Genomic DNA, 22,973 nt, shown 5'->3' with positions numbered 1-22,973 from the left:
GGCAGAGCTCGACTTTTTGGAAGCCCTGCTTCGATCAAGCCACCCCTGACGATTAAACTGCCAGGAAATTTCACAGAAACGAATTGCGCGAACGGCAAATCCGCTGCCGTCACAATAATCGAGGGAAACAATTGCCGATACGTGCTCCTCGGCAAGGCAAGCGGTTGGCAGTCTTTCCCCTTCCCTCCCGAAGCAACTTTCTGCAATGTGGCGAGTGGAGGAAGACAGGGGAACTGAATGTATGAATATGCCATAGCGTGGGAATGGCTGGCTTTTGCCGGCACGCTGGTTTCACGTCATCACCGCGATCGCCTGGATCGGCTCGTCTTTCTATTTCATCGCGCTTGATCTCGGGCTGGTGAAGCGCCCGCATCTTCCGCCGGGCGCCTATGGCGAGGAGTGGCAGGTGCATGGCGGCGGCTTCTACCACATCCAGAAGTATCTGGTGGCGCCGGCGCAGATGCCGGAGCATCTGACCTGGTTCAAATACGAAAGCTACTTCACTTGGCTCTCCGGCTTCCTGATGCTCTGCATCGTCTATTATGGCGGAGCCGACCTTTTCCTCATCGACCGCCATGTGCTGGACATCAGCGCGCCTGTCGCGATCCTGATCTCGCTCGCCTCGCTGGCCATCGGCTGGATCGTTTACGACCTGCTCTGCAAGTCGCCGCTCGGCAAAAACACCTGGGGCCTGATGGCGGTGCTCTATGGCGTGATCGTCTTCATGGCCTGGGGCTATACGCAGCTCTTCACCGGCCGCGCCGCCTTCCTGCATCTCGGCGCCTTCACGGCGACGATCATGTCGGCCAACGTCTTTATGATCATCATCCCGAACCAGAAGATCGTCGTCGCCGACCTTATCGCCGGACGCACGCCGGATCCGAAATACGGCGCGGTCGCCAAGCAGCGCTCACTACACAACAACTACCTGACGCTGCCAGTCATCTTCTTCATGCTGTCGAACCACTATCCGCTGGCCTTCGGCACCGCCTTCAACTGGGTGATTGCAGCCCTCGTCTTCCTGATGGGCGTCACCATCCGCCACTGGTTCAACACGACGCACTCACGCAAGGGGCGCCCGACCTGGACCTGGATCGCGACAGTCATCCTCTTCATCCTCATCATGTGGCTTTCAACGGTGCCAAAGGTGCTGACCGGTGCAAGCGAAACTGCTGGCCGTCGCACCGGCTTTCCAGAGAGTTTACGGGTGATCCCCACTTCGCTGCGGTCAAGGAGGTGATCGGCACGCGCTGTTCGATGTGCCATGCCGCCGAGCCAGTCTATGAGGGCCTTGCCCGGCCGCCGAACGCCGTCATCTTCGAAAACGACGCGGAAATCGCCGCCCATGCGCGTGAAATCTATATACAGGCAGGCCGCAGCCATGCCATGCCGCCCGGCAACGTGACGGAGATCACGTCGGACGAGCGGAAACTGCTCGTCGCCTGGTTCGAAAGCGCAGTCGAAGGCAAACAGCAATGATGACGAATACGTCCTGCGCGGGCGCCTGCTCTCGTTCAAGCGCGCGCCCCTCAGCGTCACTGATACGGACAGCTACCGCTACGAGAGCGACGGCGGCCTGCTGATCGAGGCAGGCAAGATCGCGGCGATCGGCGCCTATTCCGACATCAGGAAGAAGGCTCCGGCAGATGCGGTCGAGATCGACCACCGCCCATACCTCATTATGCCGGGCTTCATCGACACGCATCTGCACTTTCCGCAGATGCAGGTGATCGCCTCCTACGCAGCCAACCTGCTCGAATGGCTGAACACCTACACCTTCCCGGAAGAATGCCGCTTCGTCGAAACCGCGCATGCCGAAAAGATCGCGGCGCATTTCTACGATGAACTGGCCCGCCACGGCACAACGACGGCTGCCGCCTATTGCTCCGTCCATAAGACCTCCGCCGACGCCTACTTCTCGGAGGCCATGCGCCGCAACATGTGCATGGTCGGCGGCAAGGTGATGATGGACCGCAATGCCCCGCAGGGCCTGCTCGACACGCCTGAGATGGGCTATGACGAAACGCGGCAGGTGATTGCCGACTGGCACGGCAAGGGCCGAAACCACGTCGCCATCACCCCGCGCTTCGCCATCACTTCGACGCCGCAGCAGATGGCGGCGGCCCAGGCTCTCGCCCAGGAATTTCCGGACCTGCACATCCAGACGCATCTGTCGGAAAACCACGATGAGATCAGGTTCACCTGCGAGCTTTATCCGGACGCGATCGACTACACCGATATCTACGCCCGCTACGGCCTGCTAGGCCCGAAGAGCCTCTTCGGCCACTGCATTCACCTCTCCGAGCGCGAGGCAGATGCCATGAGCGAAGCCGGTTCGGTTGCAGTCCATTGCCCGCACCTCGAACCTCTTCCTCGGCTCCGGCCTCTTCCCGCTGAAGGCACTGGCGCGCCGCGAAAAACCCGTCAGGATCGGCGTTGCCACCGACATCGGCGGCGGCTCCAGCTATTCGATGCTGCGCACCATGGACGAAGCCTACAAGATCCAGCAGCTCCTCGGCGAGCGCCTCAACCCGCTCGAAAGCTATTATTACATGACGCTCGGCAATGCCGAGGCGCTCTCGCTCGCCGATAGCATCGGCACCCTGGATGTAGGCACGGACGCCGATCTCGTCGTCCTGAACGCCACGGCAACGCCTGCCATGGCGTTGAAGATGGACGTGGTGAAGACGCTGCCGGAAGAACTTTTCCTGCTCCAGACGATGGGCGACGACCGGGCGGTCGCGGAGACTTATGTGGCGGGCGAGGCAGCAAAGAGCAACCTCACTCTCTGAAGCAGACAAACTGGACATTCTCGCGACGCTGATCGATGCTTATAAGACGTCACTCCAATCCATTTGCCCGACCCAGTCGCCGCCATTCTATTCCGCATGCATCAACAGGGCGTGAGCCGCAAGGACCTTCAACCGATGCTCTGAGCCTTGGACGCGAGGCGGAAAGTCTCAATCGCAGGCGATCCCTCTCGCTTGGAATGATCCGCCGCCTGCATGAGCTTCTCGAGATTCCGACCGACATTTTGATCCAGCCGATCCGTACCAACAACGCGGCACAGGATATCAATACGACCAGCTTTTCTTCAAAGCCTCCACCACTGCGCGGATGATCGGGACATTCCTGATGTCGGAGTGAACGACAAGCCAGACTTCGCGCGTCAGCGGCTTGGGCTCCCGAACGGCCTTCACGAGGCCATCCAAGCCGGCGAGGAGGAAATTCGGCAGGAGGGCGACACCGCCGCCGGCTCTCGCGGCGGAAAGCTGGAACTCGAGGGTCGTGGCCTTGATGGACAGTTTTCGCCCATTCGCCACCTCGAGCAGGCGAGTTGACTGAGGCGAGCTCGACATGGTTTCGTCATAGGCGATGAAGTTCCAGTCCTCTTCCGGCACAGAAGCCAGATAAGTTGGCGCCGCATAGAAGCCAAAAGCCACGTCGCCAAGCTTGGTGATGGTAAAGTCGCCCTGTTCCGGCTTCGTCATGCGGACCGCGATGTCCGCGCGGCCCGCCGGTCGAGCCAGGCGTATCGCGTCTCGCCGACCACGGTGATGGCGATGTCCGGATGGTTGCGCCGGAGCTCGACGAGCGGCCCGGCAAGCAGCGCGGCCGCAAGCGTCGGCCGTGCGCTCACCTTGACATCGCCGGCAAGCCTGCCGCCGGCAGCAAGGCTCACACGTTCGATCGCCCGCGCCTCCTCGCCCATGCGCTCGGCCATCGCCGCGACCCGTTGCCCCTCAGCCGTCAGCGATATGCGCCGCCCGCGCCGGTCGACGAGCTTCACGCCCATCTGCGCCTCCAGGCCGGCGACGCGGCGGGCGACCGTCGCATGCTCCACGGCGAGCGAGCGGGCAGCGCCGAGCAAAGTGCCAGTCTGCGCTAGGGCCGCGAAATAGCGAAGATTTTCCCAATCGAACATTGATCATTTTTTCCCATTAATTGGCAGACAATAGGGAATTTCCGATCAACAGGCCATCGACCATGATTGCTGCGACAGCAAATCGGAGCACAGTCATGGACAAGATCGTTACACTTCAGGCGCCGGGCGGTATCGAGCAATTGCAGGTCCTGGAGCACACACCGCAGCAGCCTGGCCCCAATGAGATCCGCATACGGCATGAAGCGATCGGCATGAATTTCGTCGACATATACCATCGGAAGGGCATCTATCCCTTGCCAGCCTATCCGGCAGTTCTTGGCGTCGAGGGCGCGGGCATCGTAGAGGCTGTTGGTACCGGCGCCGTCGAGGTGAAACCGGGTGACCGCGTTGCCTATGCCGGCGTGGTCGGCGCCTATGCCGCAACGCGCCTGCTCCCCGCCGCGCGCGCCATCCGACTTCCTGACGAAATTCCATCACGCCTCGCCGCAAGCTCGATGCTGAAGGGCATGACTGCCTACATGCTGCTGACGCAGACCTACAAGGTCGCCCCCGGCACGATCGTCCTCGTGCATGCGGCAGCCGGCGGGCTCGGCGCCATTCTGGTTCAATGGGCAAAGGATCTCGGAGCAACAGTTATCGGGACCGTCAGTTCAGCGCAAAAGGCAGCGCTCGCCCGCAACCACGGCGCCGACCACCTAATCGTCGGGCGCGATGCGGATGTCGTCGGCGAAGTGAAGCGGCTGACTGGCGGCCGCGGCGTTGATGCCGCCTATGACGGCATCGGCGGCAGCATGCTGTCCAAGACCATCCAATGCCTGCGGCCATTCGGCGTCGCCGCAACGATCGGCCAGGCGGGCGGCCCGATACCGCCTGTCGCTGTCGAGGAGCTGCGCCCCGGAAAATCTCTCGCCCATCCGAGCATCATCGCCTATGTCGCCGACCTCGATAACTATACAGGGGCGGCCAAAGCCGTGGTCGAATTCTCCGTTCCGGCATCACCGCAACGATTGCCGGAGAATACGCTTTGCCCGACGCCGCCAAGGCGCAGCAACTCCTCGAAGAAGGACGTGCTGCGGGTAGTCTGCATTCTTGTTCCATAGGCGACGAAAGAGATACCCACCAGCTTTCAAATCATGTTAAGGGCCACGGCACTATCCAGATGCGAAAGTCTCGTCCATGGCCACTCCTCTCACCATCGCTGACCTCAAGCAACTCGCCCAGCGCCGCGTGCCGAAAATGTTCTTCGACTATGCGGATTCCGGTGCCTGGACGGAATCGACCTATCAGGCGAATGAGAGCGATTACGCCAAGATCAAGCTGCGCCAGCGCGTACTCGTCGACATGACGAACCGCACGCTGGAAACGACGATGATCGGCCAGAAAGTCTCGATGCCGGTGGCGCTCGCGCCAACCGGCTTGACGGGCATGCAGCATGCCGACGGCGAGATGCTGGCTGCCCGCGCGGCCGAGGAATTCGGCGTTCCCTTCACGCTCTCGACCATGAGCATCTGCTCGATCGAGGATGTCGCCTCGGTGACGACGCGGCCGTTCTGGTTCCAGCTCTATGTGATGAAGGACAAGGACTTCGTCATGGACCTCATCAATCGCGCCAAGGCGGCCAGGTGCTCGGCGCTGATGCTGACGGCTGACCTGCAGATCCTCGGCCAGCGGCATAAGGACCTGCGCAACGGCCTCTCCGCCCCGCCGAAATTCACGCCGAAGCATATCTGGCAAATGGCGACGCGCCCCTTCTGGTGCCTCGACATGCTGAAGACGAAGCACCGCACCTTCGGCAACATCGTCGGCCACGCCAAGAATGTTTCCGACCTCTCCTCGCTGTCTTCCTGGACGGCCGAGCAGTTCGATCCGCAGCTCTCCTGGGCCGACGTCGCCTGGATTAAGGAAAAGTGGGGCGGCCCGTTGATCATCAAGGGCATTCTCGATGTCGAGGACGCAAAAGCCGCAGCCGAGACGGGAGCCGACGCAATCGTCGTCTCCAACCATGGCGGCCGTCAACTCGACGGCGCCCCTTCCTCGATCAGCATGCTCCCGCAGATCGTCGATGCCGTCGGACATAAGATCGAAATCCATCTCGACGGCGGCATCCGCTCCGGCCAGGACGTGCTGAAGGCCGTGGCGCTCGGCGCCAAGGGCACTTATATCGGCCGTCCCTTCCTCTACGGCCTCGGTGCCATGGGCAAAGAAGGCGTGACACTGGCGCTCGGCATCCTCCGCAAGGAGATGGACATCACCATGGCGCTTTGCGGCAAACGCGACATCAACGACGTCAACTCCTCAATCATCGCGGGGCGGCAGTAGCGCTCGCAAGCTGCGGAACCGTGCCATTTCAAGTCATCGCGCAATGCAACATAAAGACGCATTTACGCAGTCTACTATTTTTTCGAGAAAACCTTGAAAGCACTAAATGCGTGCTTTAGGTTTTGCTGCGCTACACGCTGGCGCCGGACCTGGAAGCACGCCAGGCCATCGACGAGATGTTTGCGATCTCTGTTGCCAACAAAAGCCGCGAGGAGTCCGAGGCGAAGGCCAAAGCCGAAGCCGCGCGTGCACTTGCGATTGCCGCCGAGGAAAAGGTGGGTACCGCCAAGGCCGTAGAGATCGCCGAACGTGAAAAGCAGATCGCTGTGATTGACGCGCGCAAGAACGCAGAAACGGAAGCGACGGCTGTAACGGTCGGCGCCGAAGCCGAGAAACAGGCAGCCGCCGACCAGGCCGAAGCGATCAAGTCGCTGGCGACCGCCGAGGCGGACGCCGCCATCATTAAGGCCAAGGGCATTCTCGAGACGGGCAAAGCAGAGGCTGAAAGCGAAGCGCTTCTGAACGAAGCTCGGAACAAGCTGAGTGCAGCGATCATCGAATTCGAGGTAACCCGCGAGCGCATCCGGATCATCCCTTCTGCGCTCGCCAAAGCGGTCAAACCGATCGAGAAGATTTCCGACATCAAGATCTTCGACACCGGCGGCATACTGGGACGCGGCAATGGGAATGGCAATGGCAATGGCAGCGCCAACGCATCGGCATGGGCGAAGGCCTGCAGCGCAACTGCTATCTTACCAGGCCAACAAACCCATCTTGGACCGGCTCATGAAGGAAGCAGGCTTCGATGGCGACAATGCCGTTTCGTCTCTGCTGGACGATCTGGATGCCGCCAAGGCGAAGCCTGGCGCACCGAAGGCGCTTCACGAAGACGACTAAACAACTATCGAATCCAGCCCGTTGCCAGAGCGGCCGCCCAGGTCGGGGCGGCCGTTTGCTTTTGCAAGTCTCGACATCGCCATGTGATCGTAGGCGACGTTGCGGAAATAGGGTGTCCAGCCGGACGCGGTTTTCTCCAGGATGGCGTAGCTTGCCATCGGATGGCCAGTCTCCACCTTGTGCGGATAGGGTTTGGCATCGTCATAAGCCGGGCCGCCGACGCTGCCGGGATTGACGATGCGGCGGCCGTCGCGAAGCTGGACAAGGCGCGAAATATGGCTGTGGCCGCACAGGATCAGCGGCAAATCGATCCCGTCCGCGAGCGCCTCGATTTCTTTCAACGGCTTCAGAAACACATGGCCTTCCGGAGCGACGGATTCCAGCCAGTAGAGATTGTCATCCCTAGGCGTCGCGTGGCAGAGATAGGCTTCACCTTTGTAGATGAGGTCGCTCGGCAGAGATCGCAGCCAATCGAGATGACGCGGCAGAAGCTGCTGATAGGCAGCTTTGTCGGAAGACATGCATGGATTCCGGCTTCTGCTCGATCAGGTAGCGGTCGTGGTTGCCGCGGACTGTCGGAAGGGCGAGCGAGAGAAGCAGATCGGCGGTCTTTCCCGCTTCCAGGGGGCTACTGAAGCAATCGCCGAGATCGACGATATCCGAAATGCCCTGCGCGCGGATATCGGCAAGCACGGCCTCCAGAGCCAGATGGTTGCCGTGGATATCGGCGATCGCCGCAAACCGCATCGGCTAGCTCCCGCGATAGGTGGAATAGCCGTACGGCGAGATCAAAAGCGGCACGTGATAATGGGCACCGGTGTCGGCGATGCCGAAGCGGATCGGTACGAGATCGAGAAAGGCCGGATGCGGCAGCGGCATGCGCTAACGCACGCAGGTAATCGCCGGCATGGAACAGCAGTTCGTAGGTTCCCGCCTGGAAATTCGCGCCTGAGAGGATCGCGCCGCCGTCGACACGGCCGTCCGAATTGGTCTCGACCGTCTTGATGTGGTGGCGGATATCCCCCTCCAGACGAAAAAGGTCGATCCTCAGCCTTTCAGCAGGCTTACCGGAGGCGGTGTCGAGAACATGGGTCGTCAGTCCGGTCATAGAGCTGGCTCGCTGATCGTGTATGAGGTTTCGAAGAAATGCTCTTGCAGATTGTTGCCGGGACCGTCCCTGTCGACAACGAGAAAGTCGCTTGATTGGCCGAGCACGAGCAGCGGGTGATGCCAGACGTTGCGGCGATAGTTCACGCCCTGGTCGCCGTGTGCTAGAAACACCTGGGGCCTGCCGGGCTTTCCGTCCTGATCTTCCGAAACCACGATCAGAAATGGCCGCCCGGAAAGCGGCGAGAAGCTCTGGCTGCCGAAAGGATGCCGCTCCATCATGCCGATCTCATAGGGAAAGGCGCGCGGCTGGCCGCGGAAGAGATTGATGATGACGCGTGCACCCTCGCCTGTCGCCTCGGCCGTAGCCAGCGCATGAAAGCGTTCCGTCGTGCCGCCGTTGATATACCGCATTGTTGCCGGATCGGCCTCGATAACGTCGCCGAACGGCGCAAAAGCAGTTTTGGTGAGAGGCTGGATGTCGAGAAGGTCTGTCAAATGTCATTCACCCTGGGCGTGCCAGTGACGCAATCCATGCAGTTGATCGAGAAGATCGGGGATGGCTGTTTGCGCAGTATCCCAAACGGTGTCTAGGTTCATGCTCATATAGCCGTGAGCGATCCGGCTTCTCATTCCGCGCATCTTTTGCCAGGGCACGTTGGAGAATTCCGCTGCAAACTCGGGATATTCCTCCATGATGCGCGATGTTGCCGCGCCGATCATCAGCAGGTTCATTCCAACTGCGCGCTGTCTCACAAGGTCCCTCAGAAATTCATCCTTGCTCATGCCCTTGACGAAATCGATGGTTTCGAATGCGACCTGCTGCATCTCGTCGAGATAGGTTCGAAGCCGATCGATACTCATACAGGCTTGGCTTCCTGCAGGACCCGGCTGCGGACACGTTCGGGAAAATCGCCTGGCGTCAGAACGTGGATTTCCGTCCCCGACATCAGCGCCTGCAACTCCTCCAGCAACCCGCCGAGATCGAAAAGCGTCGTCCCCGGCAGCGCATCGACGAGAATATCCAGATCGCTGTCCGGCCTGTCCTCGCCGCGGGCGACGGAACCGAAGATGCGCGGGTTCGCCGTGTTGAAACGCGTCGTGGCGTCGCGGATCGCCTGCCCGTCCTTTTCCAGCACTTCCGATGGCTTCATCGAGGCATCACTCCTGATGCCTCGAATATAGGGGAGCGGCAATAAAGAAGAAAGAACTCACCCCTTCACCCCGAAGAGCCGCAGCCGCATGATGCCGCCATCCGGATGCATCGCGATGCGGACATGCGTCACCGGCCCGATATCGGCGATGGCGTCCGCGCCATATTCGTGGATGTGGTCCATCTGCAGCTTGGTGCGTGCCAGGATCGGCTTCCAGCTTTCCGAAGCCGCTGTGTCCACTTCGCTCAGCATATCGCCAAGATCGGGCAGATAAGCGCCGAGAAGCTCGCAGGTGTCCGGGAAATTGCCCTTGAAGAAGGCGGTATCGACTATGACGCGCTTGATAGTGCCGGGGTGGCCGAGGCGGATCACAGCCCAGTCGTGACCCGGGCCGCGGCGGCGCTTGGTTTCCCAGCCATCGCCCATATTGATGCCGCGACCCGGGCCGAGCATCTTGTCCGGGCGGCCCGGAACGGGCGTCCGACCAGGCAAGCGACTTCGCGCCATTGAAGATATAGCCGAGGTCAACTTCCTCGCTCGCACCGACCTTCGACCAGTCGAAATAGGCCGAGCCGTAGACGCGCAGGCGCGCGACGCCGCCATCGGGATAGATATGAAGGCGCAGATGCGTCCAGATCTTCGCCTTGCCGGCATTCTCGAAGAAGTGATGCGCGCTTGGCCCCAGAGGCGACTTCGCGAGGATTTCGGTCCACACCGTTGCATCGGTCGGATCGCCGTCTTCGACGAAAGCGGCCTCGATCGAGCAATGCGGCGGATAGTTGCCGGTAAAATAGCTGGTATCGACGTCGAAGCCGAAGATGCGGCCGGGCATGGCAAGCTTGACGATCGCCCAATCATGGCCGGGCACGCGCTTGCGGCGGCTTTCCCAGCCGTCCATGTACTTGCCGTTGTCGTCGTAAAGGTCCGGGTCGAAGCTCGCCGGCACATCCTGCAGCATTCGCTCCAGCGGCGCAAAGAACTCGTCCGTCGCATAGAGGCCCCTGGGCGCCGAGGCGCGCGGACGCAAGGTTGATCGCGCCGTTCGCGAAGGACGGCAGGCTGGCACTGGTATTCTCGGTCATTCACTTCTCCGGAAGCATGGATGTCAGGCGCAAAAGCGCAATCTTTTCGACCTCAGCACAGGCAGTCGCAAATTCCTCGTCGCGGCTGTTGCCGATGCGTTTTTCGAAAGCCGCAAGAATATCGTCCTTGTTCAGTCCCTTCACGGCGACAATGAAGGGAAAGCCGAATTTCTTGACATAGGTGGCGTTGAGTTCGGTGAAGCGGGCATGCTCTTCGCGGCTCAGCCGGTCAAGTCCGGCACTTGTTTGCTCCTTCTTGCTGTCTTCCGTCAGTTCGCCGGCGACTGCCAGGCGTCCGGCAAGATCGGGATGGGCGCGAAGGACGCCAAGACGCTCTTCCTCGCTTGCCGCGCGGAAGATCGCGACGAGCGGAATGTGCACCTTGTCCACAGTCAACTCATCGCCAATGAAACCGTCGTCATAGGCGCGCTCGGCAATGAAGGGCGAATGTTCGAAGACACCGCCGAAACGCGACACGAATTCATCCCGCCGGATCATCAGGTCATGTCCTGCTTGTGGTTCTTGTGCCAATGCTCGGCAATCTCGATGCGGCGAGGGATCCACACGTTGTCGTGCTTCAGCACATATTCGATGAAACGCTTCAGGGCTGCAGCGCGGCCGGGCCGACCGACCAGACGGCAATGCAGGCCGACCGACATCATCTTCGGGTTGCCGGCCTTGCCTTCTTCGTAGAGCGTATCGAAGGCATCCTTGAGATAAGTGAAAAATTGATCGCCGGAATTGAAGCCCTGCGGCGTTGCAAAGCGCATGTCGTTCGTTTCAAGCGTATAAGGAATGATGAGGAACGGTTTGTCATCAACCCCCTTCACCCAGTAGGGCAGGTCATCGGCATAAGAGTCTTGACGAATAGAGGAACACCGCCCTCCTCCATGAACGAGCCGCAGCGTATTGTCGGAGGGCTTTCCCTGGTACATGCCGTAGGGGCGCTGGCCGGTGAGCTCGGTGTGGAGACGCACCGCTTCGACGAATGTGCTTGCGCTCGAGGTCTTCCGGAAAAATCCTTGTACTCCAGCCAGCGGTAGCCATGGCTGGCGATTTCCCAGCCGGCTTCCTTCATCGCCGCGACGGCCTCCGGATTGCGGGCCATTGCAAGCCGTCACGCCATAGACGGTCGCCGTGACACCTTGAGACTCGGTGAACATGCGCCAGAGCCGCCAGAACCCGGCGCGCGAACCGTATTCGTAGATCGATTCCATGTTCAAGTTGCGCTGGCCCGGCCAGGGCTGCCGCTCCCACGATTTCCGACAGCAGCGATTCTCGGACGACGTGATCACCATCGAGGATCGCAGCTCTCACCGCCCTCTTCGTAATTGATGACGAACTGCACGGCGAGGCGGGCACTCGTCCGGCCATTTCGGATCGGGGGTATTGCGACCATAGCCGACGAGATTGCGCGGATAGGTATCGGAAGCCATCAAATCACCTTTTGAAAGTCAGGCGAAACGGTAGCACCCGGAGACGGAATGTCGAGACGGAAATGCGGAAACTGACTTTCGCCGCTACGGCACAAGTCGCCGCCTCTGCGGCTGGATCATATGCCTGCGGCCCGCAATAGCGCGACGCAGAAGACGCCGAGCGCCACGGAAACGAGCATCGGCAGACGGAGTGCGGCAATGGCAGTGAGTGCGCAGGCGATCGTTTCCGCAATGCCGGTGGCAAAGGCGGTCGGCGCGACGACCGCCATCAGAACGGCAGGCGGAATGGATTCCGATCGCCTTTCGGCGGCTTCCCTCCAAGGACACATGCCACACGAGCACAAGACCGCTCAGGCGCGTGAGCACCGTCACGGCTGCCATGGCGATGATCGCGACAAGGGTGGAGAAATCGACTGTCATTGCGTCACCTCCACGCGCCGACTGCCGCTGGCGACTGCCGCAAGCAGACCGGCGACGGCGCCGGCTGCGATATACCAGACGCCTGGTACGAAATGTTGGGTGGCTACCGCGGCCGCACCGCTTGCGATAAGCACAGCGCCGGTTTCCGGTCCCTTCCAGAAGCCAATGACGAGCACGATGAAAACGGCCGGAAAGGCGAAATCCAGTCCAAGCGCCACGGGATCACCGAGGAAAGCGCCGAGCGTCGCGCCCGCAAGACCCGAAAGCACCCAGGCGAGATAGAAGGGCGCGGCAAGCCCAGCGAACCAGGCGGGCGTGAGCCGCGCAAGACCGGCGCGAAATTCCGCCATCGCCCAGATCTCGTCTGCAAGAAACAGGCATGCGAAATAGCGCCTGCGTCCGCCAAAAGCCTGCATCTTGGTGCCGAGCGAAGCACTCATCAGCACATGGCGGATATTGACGAGCAGGGCCGCAAAGCCGACGCTCGTCCACGAGGCCGGATGCGTCCAGATATCCATTGCCACGAACTGCGAACCGCCGGCAAAGACCAGCGCGCTCATCAGTGCCGTCTCGACCGGGGAAAGCCCTTTCGTGACTGCGACCGCGCCGAAGACAAGGCCGATCGGTATGACGGCAGCGATGAGTGGCGAAATGGCTCTCATGCCGCCAAGGAACTCCGCCCATTTTCCATTCTCATTCACGACAGATCTCCGATTTGATGCGGAGGTTTTAAGAATGGAGATGAATGGTCGTCTTGAACGAAAGTGACTACCGCGCGCGGTATTGGCCGGGCGTCACGCCGGTGCGTGCCTTGAAATGCCGGCTGAAATGCGCCCTGGTCGGCGAAACCGCATTCGAGCGCAATCTCCGCCGGCTGTCCGCCAGCCTGCAGCTTGCGCCGGGCAACGCGAATGCGGATATCAGTGAGGAAGGCGTGCGGCGTGATGTGGAATTCCTTGCGGAAGGCGCGTATCAGATGCGCACGGCTGAGGCCCGCCACGGCGGCGAGTTCTTCAAGTCCGACATCGAAGGCGTAGTTTTCCATCAGGTAGTCACGGGCGCGCTGCACGGCCGACCGCTCCTGCGTGTCGATCGGCACGATGATTGAACTGCCGTGATGCCGAAACATGGCCTCGAGCACAAGGAACATGCCCTGACTGGTCTCCAGCGCACCGGCCCCTGTTTCCAGCGCGCGGTGCGCATCCTGAAAAGCCTCGGCAAGCCGGGGATCGTGAAGGATCTGCTTGCCGAAGGCCGGCATGCCGCTGAAGGTGCGGCCGGTGACATCTTCCAGGATTTCCCGGAAGAGTGACGTGTCCGGGTAGATCATCCGGTAGCGATAGCCGCCCTCGACAGGCACGCCGTCATGGATTTCGCCCGGATTGATCAGATAGAGATCGCCCGGCCCCGAACTTTCGCGCGCGCCCCGGATCGTCGCGATCTGGCTGCCGCTTTCGATAGCGCCGATGCTGAAGGTCTCGTGGGCATGCGGCGCGAACTCATGCGTCAGGAACGTCGCGCTCAGGCATTCCATGCCGCCAAAACGGCTGTCACGCCAGAACCGCGTCGTCTCCGCCCCAGACAGCGGCATGGCTTCGGTTGCCTGTTCCTGGGAGATGTTGTCCATCGGCCGGATATAGCATCTTTGGGCCGCCCATTCTTGAACAAAAGTGATCAGGCGATCTTGCGCGCGCTGACCTTGCCCATCGGATGCAGCGAATGGACGCGGAACGGCCCGCCTGTGCCTTCCTCGAACATCAGCGCGATGTTGGCGACGGTGACCGGCTCAGCGAGAACAGGCTCGAAGACGCTACGCAGCGCCTGCTCTATGCGCGGCATATCGACAAGATTGACAGGACCCGTCACAGGCATGTGGAAGCGGAACTCGTCCATCACATAGGGATTGCCCCAGCGATGCAGGTTGGCAAACTGCGCGGCCGAAAGCCCATCCGGATCGATGCGCTCGATCTCGGCTTCGGAAAGCGGTGCACGGAAGCGGTCGAAATCCTGCACGACCGCAGAAGCGAGATAGTGCATGTGTTCGCAAGGGACCGACGGCACGAGGCTGAAGTAATTGCGCAGGCGGGCAACCTCGATCCTTGGAATCCGGAACGGCTGGAAGCTGCCGGAAAAGCGCATCATATCGCGTAGAAGTTGCGTCTCCGAAACATCGGGTGCAAGATGAAACGGCGCCTTCAGCACACCATGGAAACCGTAGCGGCGCGGCACGGCAGTATGGAACGCTATATCGTGGATGCCGATGCCGCCATTGGCTGGAGGTTCGACCATCTCGCCGGAAAAGACGTTGCGGCCGAGCCAATTGGCCGCCACCTGGCTGAGCGGATCGCTCGGCGTAGGCGTGAAGCAAATGGCGTAGCGCATGCAATCTCCTCCATCAAAGGAAGGGCGCGCAGACAATTCCGGCGCCGTCGATGCGCAAGCAGATAGGTGATTTGCATGACAGAATAACGAAAAGCACCAGCTTCTAATTCACGTTTAACGTGAAGCAGCCGTGATATGGCTCGAAAACGCGAAACGTTTCCGGCAGGGCGAAAGCTGCGGAACGGCCGTCGGCCAGGTATGCACGGCAGCTTCGGCAAGACGGTGGGCAAGGCCGAAGCTGACCTTGAAGCCGCCGGTCAAGCGCGATGAGCTTCGGATAGCATCGGATGCGCGACCGATCATCGGATCGCGGTCGATCGCCTTCGGACGAAGGCCGGCCCAGCGCTCGACGCACCGGCGCGCTCGCCAAGCGACGGGGGCCATCTCGCAGACGCAGCTTCGATCAGAGCAGTTTTTCGAGCTTGAGCATCGGTCGTATTAAGGGATTATCAAAACGGTCCTCGCTGGTGCTGCCGATCGCAGCATGTGCCGCCCTCATGCGGCAATGATATAGAGGCCGTTCACGGAAGACGGTGGGAAAGGCCGGGATCGATCTCGGCGCTTCAAGCAGCGCCGCCTGCCCCTTGACCGGTTGGCCGAGCGTGCCTTTCCACCTCCGGGCCGTGAACCGCTGCAGATCAGCGGAAATGACTGGTGACCTGCCGCGACGATGACAGCGGCCGAAAGGCGATTGTTCGTCCCACCGGCGTCGGCGATCGCCGCGTTCCGGCTTCGAGACCGCCAAGCTGATAGCATTCTCGATAATGCTGCACCAGCCGCTTATGCCGTGCCTTGCCAAGAAAGGCCGACAAGAGCGGCGACCAGCGTGCGGGGTGCGACGCGGGCAGCGAGCGTGTCGTGCACGAAGCCCGCTCGCACCAGCGGCAGGCGTCGATCCAGCCTGTAACCGGCGGAGCTATCTGCCGACATGCCAATGGAAGCTGCGGCTCGCGCCGATGCCAATGTGTTTCCAGCGCATCGGCGGACATGGCGCTAAGCGCGATCGCTGCGCAGATGCGGCTTCGGCAGCGGGATGATGCGGCCGGAGCGGCGGTAGCCGGTGGAAAGGCCGGTGGCAGCTTCGATCGCAGCGATCTCGGTTTCGAGCGCAAACCAGCGCATCGAACTGGAACTGCTTCTTGGCATTCCATTTGATCCGGCAAATGCGGCATCAGCGCGCCCGAGCAGCCCGCCGCTCGCACCGCTGCCCCAATGTCACCGGCATCGACGAGGAGCGTGTCGATGCCAAGCCGTTCGGCCATGAACCGCCGCCCACAGTCCCATGATGCCGCCGCCGGCAATCAGCAGCGGCATGGAAGCCGGCAATCTTGGCGATTGACCCGGAGGAGATCGGCCGCACTATCGGCTTTAGGCATGAAACATTCCGACGACACTTGATCCCAGAGACTGGCCCAGAAATTGGCGCAGCGACCGGAGAAACCCCCACCGTCGCTCGAATGGCGCGACGGCGATATGCCCTATTCGCAGGCCTTTGGCGACCATTTTTATTGCCGAACGGACGGGCAGGCTCGAATGCGGCCACGTCTTTCTGGCGGGCAATGGCGTGCCGGAACGGTGGACTCGGACAGAGGACATTTTCCGCATTGGAGAGTTGGGGTTCGGCACCGGGCTGAACTTCTGCGGAAACATGGCGGCAATGGAAAGCGCATCGCCAAAGGGCGCTAAACATGCTGCAGTTTCATTTCCTTCGAGCTTTACCCGATGCAGCCCGCACGAGATCGGTCGCGCACTTTCGCACTGGCCGGAAATCGATGCCGAGCGGCAAGGCGCTGACGGCGCTGTGGCCCGGCCGAGCCGAAAGGCACCGGTCGACGTCTGGCATTGGACGAGCAGACGCACCTTGACGCGTTGTCTGCGGCCCGGCGATCGATGGCGTTGCCGGCCGCGCGAACCGGGCTTCGACGCCTGGTATCTCGATGGTTTCGCGCCCGTCGCGCAACGCCGGACATGTGGTCGCTGAAGAGCTGATGCAGGCTCATCTGCGAGAAGACCCTCTCCGGAGGAAGCATTCGCGACCTATGCCGCCGCAGGCTTCGTTCAGGCGCAATCTGGTGGCGGCGGGATTTGCGGTCGAGCGGCGCAAGGGTTTCGCCGGCAAGCGCGAGATGCTCTGCGGCGTAAAACCCTTCAGCTGACGCCAGGCAGAACCGTGTTCCAGTTGGCAACTCAAACGCCCGGCGCGTCGCGGCGCGGCATGTTTTCGCCCAGCCATTGCGCAATTTTCTCTTCCAGCAGTTTCGGGGCTGATCGGCTTCGACATGATAATCGTCCATGCCGGCGTTCAGGCAGAGCTCGCGGTCCGCTTTCAAGCGCATGCGCCGTTACGCCGATGATCGGCACGCGGCTGGCCCTCGTCCGCGCATCCGTTCGGCAGCACGGATCGCGCGGCGTCGCGTCGATGGCCGTTCATCACCGGCATCGAGACGTCCATCATGATGATCCGCGGCGCATGGCTTTCCTGCCAGGCGTTGTACCGCCTCCTGGCCGTTGTTGACGATCGAGGAAACTCAGGCCGGTGCCCTGCAGGATCTGCGTGAAGACGATCTGGTTCACCTCGTTGTCCTCGGCGACGAGCACATCGATGAAGGCTAGGCTGGCGCTGTGTCGGCAGGGCCGGCGGCGCAGAAGGCTCCGCTGTTCCCTTTCGATTTCGCCGTTTTCCGGCTGCATGAAGCCCTCGCCGTGGCCTGCCTCACGCGGGGACGGAGTCTGCCGGGCGCGTTCAGCCGCACATCTCGCACCGCATCGAATAGTGTGCGAACGCAAGAGTTGCGCGCGGGCCGGCTTCATCAGATGCGCATGGCACGTTGAGGGCTGCGAACTCCTTCTCCGTCGCCGGACGATATCCATTGAGGTCAGGAAGATGATCGGCGAGGTCTTCGAAGCGGGCGTCGTGCCTGGATGCGCTGCCGGCCACTTCCAGCACCGTTCATTTCCGGCATGTGATAGTCGAGCACGAGGGCATCGACCTGAAGACGCCGATCTGAGTGCTGCGGCCTGCAAGGATGGCAATGCCGGTCCTGCCCGTCTTCGGCAGCGCACGGCCGTCAAAACCCCAAAGCGACTCAGCTGCTCGGAGAGTATGCGGCGGTTCACCTCGTTGTCGTCGATGACGAGCACGCGTGCGCCGCGTACGATTGCCACGGGCAGCGGCTTGGGATCGAGCGCGCGCGGTCACGCGATGGCCTGAAGCGGCAGGTTGACGGTCGAAGACCGAGCCCTTGCCGGCGTTCGCTCTCGGCGTTGATCGTAGCCGCCAAAGAGATCGACCAGACCGGCAGTGATGGCAAGACCAAGGCCGGTCCCCTCGTGGCGCCGCGTCGAAGAGGAATCGACCTGGCGAGAATTTGTCGAAGACCGGTTGCGAGCTTGTCGGCCGGGATGCCGATGCCGCTGTCCTCGATCGCTGATCAGCGACAGCATGGCCTCGCACGCTTCCGCCGACCGCGCCGAAACCGACATCGACGCAGCACATGCCCCGTTCTCGGTGAACTTGACGGCGTTGCCGACGAGATTTGTCGACGATCTGGCGAAACCGCCCGGCGTCGCCGATGACCTGGCCGGCAGGCCGAGGTATCGGATACGGCGCGCATCAGAAGCTCGATGATCCTTCTCCAGCCGCCGCCGAGGACAGGCAGCGACGCCACATCCTCGACCGCCTCCAGCCGGATCGAAGGACACGCCTTGCGCAGCCTCATCTGCCCGGCCTCGATCTTCGAGAAGTCCAGAATGTCGTTGATGATCGTCAGAAGCGCGTTGCCGGACTTGACGATGATGTCGGTGAAGGTCTTCTGCCGCGCGTCGAGATTGGACTTGGCCAGCAGCTCCGCCATGCCGAGCACGCCATTCATCGGCGTGCGGATTTCATGGCTCATATTGGCCAGGAATTCCGACTTGGCCCGATCCGCCGCCTCCGCGCGCGACAGCAGCCGCTGCAAGCTCCTCCTCGCGCAGCTTTCATCTCGGTCACGTCGGTGAAGAGCGCGACCCAATGGCCGCGCTCGCTGATCGTCGCCTCCATGTTCACCCAGCGCTCGCCGGCCACATGAAAGACAGTGGCGATCGGCTGCTTCGCAGCGATGTTTGAACGCCAATAGTGCAACACCTCGGCGGCGGGACCCTTGAAGTCGCCGCGATCGGCGCAGAAATTGAAGAGGTCGATCCAGCCGCGGCCCGCAACAAGGTATTCCGGCGGAATACGCAGCACTTCCGAAAGCGCATCGTTGGAGAGCTTGATGATGCCGTCCTGGACGATCGTCAGGCCTTGCGGCATGGCCCGCGTCGCATCCCGCATCAGTTCGCCGAGATGCTCCAGGGCAGCGCGCGCTTCATGGATTTCCTTCTCGCTCGCGCGAATGGCGCTCATATCGGAATAGGAGAGAAGAATGCGGTCGTTCGAGATGCGGCGGCTATCGAAGATGATCGATTTGCCGCCCGACCAGCTGAGTTCGATCGGCTCCTGCTCCCCATCCGAACCGAAATGGCGCTGGCGCTGCGCCAGGATCTCTTCCGGGCTGTGCTCGTGGCCATAGCGCCCGAGTTCACAATTGCGGCGGATGACATCGATGAACGGCCGGCCGTCAAAACGATCGTCAGGCGGCAGATCACAGATCGTGTAGAATTCGTCGTTTATGTAGAGGATATCGAGATTGTTATCGAGGATCAGCACGCCGACCGGCAGCGAACGTAGGATGTTTTCAATGTCGCGATGCAGGATTTCGGCGTGCTTCTGGGCCTCGATCAGCTTGGCTTCACGCTCCTTGAGCGGTGAGATATCCGAAAAAGAGCCGACGACATAGACCTTGCTGTCCGGCGTCTGCACGCGATTGACGCGCGTCAAGATCGGATAGACTGTTCCGTCCGTGCTTGGAAGCTTACCTTCCACCTCCGTGAGCGAGCCGCCCTTGAGCGCCAGAGCGTTTTCCTCATAGATGCTGGCGCCACTCTCCTCGCCGAACATCTCAAATTCTGTGAGGCCAAGCACCTTCGATCGGACATGGCCCGTGAAGGTTTCGTAATACTGGTTGGCATAGACGAGGCGGTGCTGTTCATCGCGCGCGAAGGCGGCGACCGGCAGGTCTTCCATGATGGTCCGGAGGAGATCGAGCTCGTTCACGCTCTCGTGCCACCCGGTTTCAGCGGGCGATGCTTTGCCTCCGTTTCGATAGGCCGAATTGACGATCAGCGGGCGGCCGTCGTCAGCGAAAATGCCGACCGGATGATCGAGTTTTTCCAGCGTGGCACGGACGCGCTCGAAATCGGCGAGCAAAGCCTGATCCGGCCCCGAGAGAACCGCCCGGCGGGGCTGCGCGCGCGCCTCGAAGATACCGAGAACATAGGCCCGGTCTTGCGACGGCATGAAGCTCTCGATTTGGATCCGCTCATGCTCGGTTGCGGCGGCATCGAAGCAGATGGCGGTTTCTTCGGTGCCGAAGACGAGCGCGCGGCGCTCCTTGTCTTCACGCTCCTCCTCTTCCGGACGATCGAGAATTTCGCGGGTCCGGCGGCCGATGAAATCGGAAATTTGCCTGCCGAAGAAGCGGGCATAGGCTTCGTTGACGGCAACGTAGCGAAGCTCGCTGTTCTTGACATAGGCAGGCGTATCCAGATCTGCGATCCGGCTGCATGCCAGTTCGAGAAGGTTCCCGCTCGATGTCAAAAGATGTCGCCTCGCTCGCAGAAGGAGTTTTGTTCTGGCATCCACTATAGGTGTAAGCCGTTTAACAAGGTTTTAACCATGACAAGTTCCGGAAATCTGAAGCCGGGACAACGAAGTTCGGCCCAAGAGTATCAGGAACTATGCTATAATCTCCCACGTTGTAAGACTGAACTCGATCAGTTGGCCGCGTTTCGCCACGGTTTCTCCTGACGGCTTCAAGAAACAAGTTCGTCTATGAAAGGAGACGATCATGTCCGTACTTCACAAAAGCATGGCGGCGGGCTTGATGGCGTTGACTTTGACTGGCACCTCCCTCATTTCGGCAACTCCGGCGGACGCCGGTTCGCGCGATGACTTTTGGGGCGGTGTTGCGGCCGGAGCAATCGGCGGCATCCTGCTCTCGCAGGCTGCGCGTCCCTACCCTGGCTACGGCTATTATTATCCCGGATCTTACTATGGAGCGGACTCCGGACCTTATTACGGAGCCTACTATAGACCGTACTACAGGCCCTACTACAGGCCTTATCCGGTCTATCGGAGCTACTACCGGCCCTACCGGCCTTACTATCGCTCCTACTATCGGCCTTACCCCTCCTATTACCGCAATTATGGATATTGCGGTGTGGAACGCCGCTACGATCACCGAGCGGACGTATGGGTGAGAGTTCAGGTCTGCCCCGGCTATTAAGGAATATGTGTGCGGCACGCCGCCGCTCGTTCAGGCGGCGGCGCATCACCTTTCTCTAGCACGTCTCTTGACTTTCAACCTGAACTAGACCAAATGCAGGCCAGCTTTCACCTTCCGGCCGCCGCGTGAGCTGCCCCTGCGAAAAAAGACAAACGCAAGAAGAAGGATAAAAGCGCATTTCATAGGATGCCGCGATCCCAAGTGCGGCCAGAAGCGCTGGAAAGTTTTTCCAACACACAAGTTCCCACTTCACGCGGGGTTCTTGACGCCAGAATGATCACCGGACCGCATGGTGTGATCCGGCACGAGTCTGTTTCGGCGCCCCGAAAGGCATTATGACTTGACTAATTTTAAATCGAACTTGGTGTCTCCGAAGCCGATCGTCGCCACGCGTTTTTCAGCTCGGCTATATGAAACGCCAACGCCCATTCAGGCGCAGGCAATCCCTCTTCTCCTCGAAGGTCGCGATCTGATCGGCCTCGCCCAGACCGGCACTGGCAAGACGGCTGCCTTCGGCCTGCCGCATCATTGAAAAACTGCTCGCCGATGACAGGCGGATCGCCCGACAAATCGCACGACTGCCGTACGCTCATCCTCGCTCCGACCCGCGAGCTGGTGAACCAGATCGCCGAGAACCTGCAAGAACCTTCGTGCCGCAAGTCGCCGCTGCGCATCAATCAGTCGTTGTCGGCGGCGTGTCCATCAACAAGCAGCAGCTGCAGCTCGAACAGCGGCACCGACATTCTGGTGGCGACACCCGGCCGCCTCCTCGACCTCGTCAACCGCCGCGCCATCACGCTAACGACGGTGCGCCTATCTCGTGCTCGACGAAGCCGACCAGATGCTCGATCTCGGCTTCGTGCATGATCTGCGCAAGATCGCCAAGCTCGTTCCGACAGCGCCGCCAGACGCATGCTCTTCTCGGCAACCATGCCGAAGGCGATCGCCGATCTTGTCGGGCGTAACTACCTGACCGATCCGATCAAGGTGGAAGTGACGCCTCCCGGCAAGGCTGCGGACAAGGTCGAACAGTACGTCCACTTTCGTCGGCCGGCAAGAATGACAAGACGGAACTGCTGAAGAAGTCGCTCAACGAGAACCCGGATGGCCGCGCCATCGTGTTCCTGCGCACCAAGCACGGCGCCGAGAAGCTCGACGAAGCATCTCGAACACGTCGGCTATTCAAGGTCGCCTCCATCCACGGCAACAAGAGCCAGGGCCAGCGCGAGCGCGCCCTGAAGGGCATTCAAGCGACGGAGAGCATCAAGGCTACTGGTCGCAACCGACGTCGCCGCCCGCGGCATCGACATTCCGGCCGTCAGCGCATGTCTTCAACTATGACCTGCCGGAAGTGCCGGACGCCTATGTGCACCGCATCGGCCGCACCGCCCGCGCCGGCCGCGACGGCATCGCCATCGCCTTCTGCGCGCCGGACGAGGCCCGCCTGCTGCGCGACATCGAAAAGCTGATGGGCATCGAGATCATCGTTGCCAGCGGCGAGGCGCCGGCAGACATGCGCGCGGCTCCGCGCCGCGGCAACGGCAACGGCAACGGCAACAACCGCAATCGCGGTGGCCAGGGCCGTGGTGGCGAAGGTCGCGGCGATGGCCATCGGTAGCCGGGTGAACAAGCGCTCCGGCAATCGCCAGGACCGCCGTCCGCGCCGCGAAGGCGAAGCTGGCGAGGTCCGCGCGAACAACGAGGAACGCCGCGAGCGCCGTCCGCGTCCCGAGCGCCAGACTGCCCGCAACGAGGACTTCCGCGGCCAGCGCCGCGGCGAAGCGACACCCCAGGGGCCGGACAACGACCTCGTATCGACTTCCGATTTCCGACCGGCCAAGAAGCCGCAACAGCGCCCGCACGGCAGCGCCGATGCGAACCGCCATCATCCCGGCGGCGCCCGTAATGCGCACGGCCGCCTG

28 protein-coding genes and 12 pseudogenes are annotated in these 22,973 nt (G+C 61.3%); 16 read left to right on the top strand and 24 right to left on the bottom strand.

Annotated elements, in window-relative coordinates:
* Window positions 1–237 precede the first annotated feature (237 nt).
* From puuD to guaD, 3 genes and pseudogenes are all read left to right on the top strand, one after another.
* Window positions 238–1,168: pseudogene (gene puuD / locus ACW4PC_RS04530) on the top strand (urate hydroxylase PuuD); the annotation flags it as partial.
* A 68-nt stretch (window positions 1,169–1,236) separates the two neighbouring features.
* Window positions 1,237–1,479, top strand: coding sequence for a hypothetical protein (locus ACW4PC_RS04525; RefSeq protein WP_455872983.1), 243 nt, complete (start codon window positions 1,237–1,239; stop codon window positions 1,477–1,479).
* A gap of 13 nt (window positions 1,480–1,492) precedes the next feature.
* Window positions 1,493–2,792 (top strand): annotated as a pseudogene (gene guaD, locus ACW4PC_RS04520) (guanine deaminase).
* 282 nt (window positions 2,793–3,074) lie between these two features.
* Here guaD and ACW4PC_RS04515 read toward each other — a convergent pair.
* Both ACW4PC_RS04515 and ACW4PC_RS04510 read right to left on the bottom strand, forming a co-directional pair.
* The gene (locus ACW4PC_RS04515; protein ID WP_455872982.1) at window positions 3,075–3,491 is read right to left on the bottom strand and encodes a LysR substrate-binding domain-containing protein; all 417 of its coding nucleotides are present in this window, start codon (window positions 3,489–3,491) and stop codon (window positions 3,075–3,077) included.
* Window positions 3,488–3,925, bottom strand: coding sequence for a LysR family transcriptional regulator (locus ACW4PC_RS04510; RefSeq protein WP_455872981.1), 438 nt, complete (start codon window positions 3,923–3,925; stop codon window positions 3,488–3,490). Before ACW4PC_RS04510 ends, ACW4PC_RS04515 begins: the two co-directional genes overlap by 4 nt.
* 95 nt (window positions 3,926–4,020) lie before the next feature.
* Here ACW4PC_RS04510 and ACW4PC_RS04505 point away from each other — a divergent pair, with 95 nt between their 5' ends.
* From ACW4PC_RS04505 to ACW4PC_RS04495, 3 genes and pseudogenes are all read left to right on the top strand, one after another.
* Window positions 4,021–4,986: a quinone oxidoreductase family protein gene (locus ACW4PC_RS04505; protein WP_455872980.1), complete on the top strand. Its 966-nt coding sequence runs from the start codon at window positions 4,021–4,023 to the stop codon at window positions 4,984–4,986.
* Window positions 4,987–5,062: 76 nt separating this feature from the next.
* A complete protein-coding gene (locus ACW4PC_RS04500) occupies window positions 5,063–6,205 on the top strand; it encodes an alpha-hydroxy acid oxidase (RefSeq protein ID WP_455872979.1) in 1,143 nt (380 codons plus the stop codon).
* 182 nt (window positions 6,206–6,387) lie between these two features.
* Window positions 6,388–7,102: pseudogene (locus ACW4PC_RS04495) on the top strand (flotillin domain-containing protein); the annotation flags it as partial.
* Between the two features lie 4 nt (window positions 7,103–7,106).
* Here ACW4PC_RS04495 and ACW4PC_RS04490 read toward each other — a convergent pair.
* The 16 genes and pseudogenes from ACW4PC_RS04490 to ACW4PC_RS04415 form a co-directional block, all read right to left on the bottom strand.
* Window positions 7,107–7,849 (bottom strand): annotated as a pseudogene (locus ACW4PC_RS04490) (metallophosphoesterase family protein).
* Window positions 7,850–7,852: 3 nt separating this feature from the next.
* A pseudogene (uraH, locus tag ACW4PC_RS04485) lies at window positions 7,853–8,210 on the bottom strand (hydroxyisourate hydrolase).
* Window positions 8,207–8,707 carry an ureidoglycolate lyase gene (locus ACW4PC_RS04480; RefSeq protein WP_455872978.1) on the bottom strand — a complete coding sequence of 167 codons (501 nt, stop codon included), beginning with the start codon at window positions 8,705–8,707 and terminating at the stop codon, window positions 8,207–8,209. The pseudogene uraH and the gene ACW4PC_RS04480 overlap by 4 nt, the downstream one beginning before the upstream one ends.
* A 3-nt stretch (window positions 8,708–8,710) precedes the next feature.
* Entirely contained in the window at window positions 8,711–9,073 is a 363-nt protein-coding gene (locus tag ACW4PC_RS04475) for a HepT-like ribonuclease domain-containing protein (protein WP_455872977.1), read from the bottom strand.
* Window positions 9,070–9,363, bottom strand: a complete 294-nt coding sequence (locus tag ACW4PC_RS04470) for a nucleotidyltransferase family protein (protein ID WP_455872976.1) — start codon at window positions 9,361–9,363, stop codon at window positions 9,070–9,072. The genes ACW4PC_RS04475 and ACW4PC_RS04470 overlap by 4 nt, the downstream gene beginning before the upstream one ends.
* Window positions 9,364–9,420: 57 nt before the next feature.
* Window positions 9,421–10,445 (bottom strand): annotated as a pseudogene (alc, locus tag ACW4PC_RS04465) (allantoicase).
* Window positions 10,446–10,943 (bottom strand): 2-oxo-4-hydroxy-4-carboxy-5-ureidoimidazoline decarboxylase, encoded by a 498-nt coding sequence (gene uraD, locus ACW4PC_RS04460; protein ID WP_455872975.1) that lies wholly within the window; start codon window positions 10,941–10,943, stop codon window positions 10,446–10,448.
* Window positions 10,943–11,881: pseudogene (gene puuE, locus ACW4PC_RS04455) on the bottom strand (allantoinase PuuE). Before puuE ends, uraD begins: the two are co-directional and overlap by 1 nt.
* A gap of 116 nt (window positions 11,882–11,997) precedes the next feature.
* Window positions 11,998–12,301 (bottom strand): annotated as a pseudogene (locus tag ACW4PC_RS04450) (AzlD family protein).
* A complete protein-coding gene (locus ACW4PC_RS04445) occupies window positions 12,298–12,963 on the bottom strand; it encodes an AzlC family ABC transporter permease (protein ID WP_455873006.1) in 666 nt (221 codons plus the stop codon). Before ACW4PC_RS04445 ends, ACW4PC_RS04450 begins: the two are co-directional and overlap by 4 nt.
* 106 nt (window positions 12,964–13,069) lie before the next feature.
* Window positions 13,070–13,928, bottom strand: a pseudogene (locus ACW4PC_RS04440) (AraC family ligand binding domain-containing protein).
* A 47-nt stretch (window positions 13,929–13,975) separates the two neighbouring features.
* Window positions 13,976–14,683 (bottom strand): DUF1045 domain-containing protein, encoded by a 708-nt coding sequence (locus ACW4PC_RS04435; protein ID WP_455872974.1) that lies wholly within the window; start codon window positions 14,681–14,683, stop codon window positions 13,976–13,978.
* A gap of 114 nt (window positions 14,684–14,797) precedes the next feature.
* Window positions 14,798–15,067 carry a hypothetical protein gene (locus ACW4PC_RS04430; protein WP_455872973.1) on the bottom strand — a complete coding sequence of 90 codons (270 nt, stop codon included), beginning with the start codon at window positions 15,065–15,067 and terminating at the stop codon, window positions 14,798–14,800.
* Window positions 15,068–15,086: 19 nt separating this feature from the next.
* A complete protein-coding gene (locus ACW4PC_RS04425; protein WP_455872972.1) occupies window positions 15,087–15,428 on the bottom strand; it encodes a hypothetical protein in 342 nt (113 codons plus the stop codon).
* A gap of 35 nt (window positions 15,429–15,463) precedes the next feature.
* Entirely contained in the window at window positions 15,464–15,646 is a 183-nt protein-coding gene (locus tag ACW4PC_RS04420; protein ID WP_455872971.1) for a hypothetical protein, read from the bottom strand.
* Window positions 15,647–15,676: 30 nt separating this feature from the next.
* A complete protein-coding gene (locus ACW4PC_RS04415) occupies window positions 15,677–15,829 on the bottom strand; it encodes a hypothetical protein (RefSeq protein ID WP_455872970.1) in 153 nt (50 codons plus the stop codon).
* On the opposite strand from ACW4PC_RS04415, the gene ACW4PC_RS04410 reads away from it, so the two are divergent.
* Both ACW4PC_RS04410 and mnmD read left to right on the top strand, forming a co-directional pair.
* Window positions 15,823–15,969 (top strand): hypothetical protein, encoded by a 147-nt coding sequence (locus tag ACW4PC_RS04410; protein WP_455872969.1) that lies wholly within the window; start codon window positions 15,823–15,825, stop codon window positions 15,967–15,969. The two genes, ACW4PC_RS04415 and ACW4PC_RS04410, sit on opposite strands and share 7 nt — an antisense overlap.
* A 187-nt stretch (window positions 15,970–16,156) precedes the next feature.
* Window positions 16,157–16,839: pseudogene (gene mnmD / locus ACW4PC_RS04405) on the top strand (tRNA (5-methylaminomethyl-2-thiouridine)(34)-methyltransferase MnmD).
* A gap of 170 nt (window positions 16,840–17,009) precedes the next feature.
* Here the strand turns inward: mnmD and ACW4PC_RS04400 are convergent.
* The 6 genes from ACW4PC_RS04400 to ACW4PC_RS04375 form a co-directional block, all read right to left on the bottom strand.
* On the bottom strand, window positions 17,010–17,138 hold the full coding sequence (locus tag ACW4PC_RS04400) for a hypothetical protein (RefSeq protein ID WP_455872968.1): 129 nt from the start codon (window positions 17,136–17,138) through the stop codon (window positions 17,010–17,012).
* On the bottom strand, window positions 17,135–17,374 hold the full coding sequence (locus ACW4PC_RS04395) for a hypothetical protein (RefSeq protein ID WP_455872967.1): 240 nt from the start codon (window positions 17,372–17,374) through the stop codon (window positions 17,135–17,137). Before ACW4PC_RS04395 ends, ACW4PC_RS04400 begins: the two co-directional genes overlap by 4 nt.
* 52 nt (window positions 17,375–17,426) lie before the next feature.
* Window positions 17,427–17,630, bottom strand: coding sequence for a hypothetical protein (locus ACW4PC_RS04390; RefSeq protein ID WP_455872966.1), 204 nt, complete (start codon window positions 17,628–17,630; stop codon window positions 17,427–17,429).
* Window positions 17,631–17,878: 248 nt separating this feature from the next.
* Window positions 17,879–18,166, bottom strand: a complete 288-nt coding sequence (locus ACW4PC_RS04385; RefSeq protein WP_455872965.1) for a hypothetical protein — start codon at window positions 18,164–18,166, stop codon at window positions 17,879–17,881.
* A complete protein-coding gene (locus tag ACW4PC_RS04380) occupies window positions 18,115–18,579 on the bottom strand; it encodes a histidine kinase dimerization/phospho-acceptor domain-containing protein (protein ID WP_455872964.1) in 465 nt (154 codons plus the stop codon). Before ACW4PC_RS04380 ends, ACW4PC_RS04385 begins: the two co-directional genes overlap by 52 nt.
* On the bottom strand, window positions 18,576–20,363 hold the full coding sequence (locus tag ACW4PC_RS04375; protein ID WP_455872963.1) for a PAS-domain containing protein: 1,788 nt from the start codon (window positions 20,361–20,363) through the stop codon (window positions 18,576–18,578). The genes ACW4PC_RS04380 and ACW4PC_RS04375 overlap by 4 nt, the downstream gene beginning before the upstream one ends.
* A 250-nt stretch (window positions 20,364–20,613) precedes the next feature.
* Here ACW4PC_RS04375 and ACW4PC_RS04370 point away from each other — a divergent pair, with 250 nt between their 5' ends.
* The 8 genes and pseudogenes from ACW4PC_RS04370 to ACW4PC_RS04335 all read left to right on the top strand — a co-directional run.
* Window positions 20,614–21,051, top strand: a complete 438-nt coding sequence (locus tag ACW4PC_RS04370) for a hypothetical protein (RefSeq protein ID WP_455872962.1) — start codon at window positions 20,614–20,616, stop codon at window positions 21,049–21,051.
* Window positions 21,052–21,415: 364 nt separating this feature from the next.
* Complete coding sequence (locus ACW4PC_RS04365; RefSeq protein WP_455872961.1) at window positions 21,416–21,583, top strand: DEAD/DEAH box helicase; 168 nt, start codon at window positions 21,416–21,418, stop codon at window positions 21,581–21,583.
* A gap of 14 nt (window positions 21,584–21,597) precedes the next feature.
* Window positions 21,598–21,918: a DEAD/DEAH box helicase gene (locus tag ACW4PC_RS04360; RefSeq protein ID WP_455872960.1), complete on the top strand. Its 321-nt coding sequence runs from the start codon at window positions 21,598–21,600 to the stop codon at window positions 21,916–21,918.
* 45 nt (window positions 21,919–21,963) lie between these two features.
* Window positions 21,964–22,131, top strand: coding sequence for a hypothetical protein (locus ACW4PC_RS04355; protein ID WP_455872959.1), 168 nt, complete (start codon window positions 21,964–21,966; stop codon window positions 22,129–22,131).
* Window positions 22,132–22,169: 38 nt separating this feature from the next.
* A pseudogene (locus ACW4PC_RS04350) lies at window positions 22,170–22,241 on the top strand (hypothetical protein); the annotation flags it as partial.
* Between the two features lie 82 nt (window positions 22,242–22,323).
* The gene (locus tag ACW4PC_RS04345) at window positions 22,324–22,392 is read left to right on the top strand and encodes a hypothetical protein (RefSeq protein ID WP_455873005.1); all 69 of its coding nucleotides are present in this window, start codon (window positions 22,324–22,326) and stop codon (window positions 22,390–22,392) included.
* Window positions 22,393–22,402: 10 nt separating this feature from the next.
* Entirely contained in the window at window positions 22,403–22,669 is a 267-nt protein-coding gene (locus ACW4PC_RS04340; RefSeq protein ID WP_455872958.1) for a hypothetical protein, read from the top strand.
* Window positions 22,656–22,973, top strand: a pseudogene (locus ACW4PC_RS04335) (DEAD/DEAH box helicase); the annotation flags it as partial. The gene ACW4PC_RS04340 and the pseudogene ACW4PC_RS04335, both read left to right, overlap by 14 nt.

It is taken from the genome of Rhizobium yanglingense (genome assembly GCF_977109285.1).
Note: the sequence above shows the minus strand (reverse complement) of the source record. Positions and strands in the feature narration are given on the sequence as shown.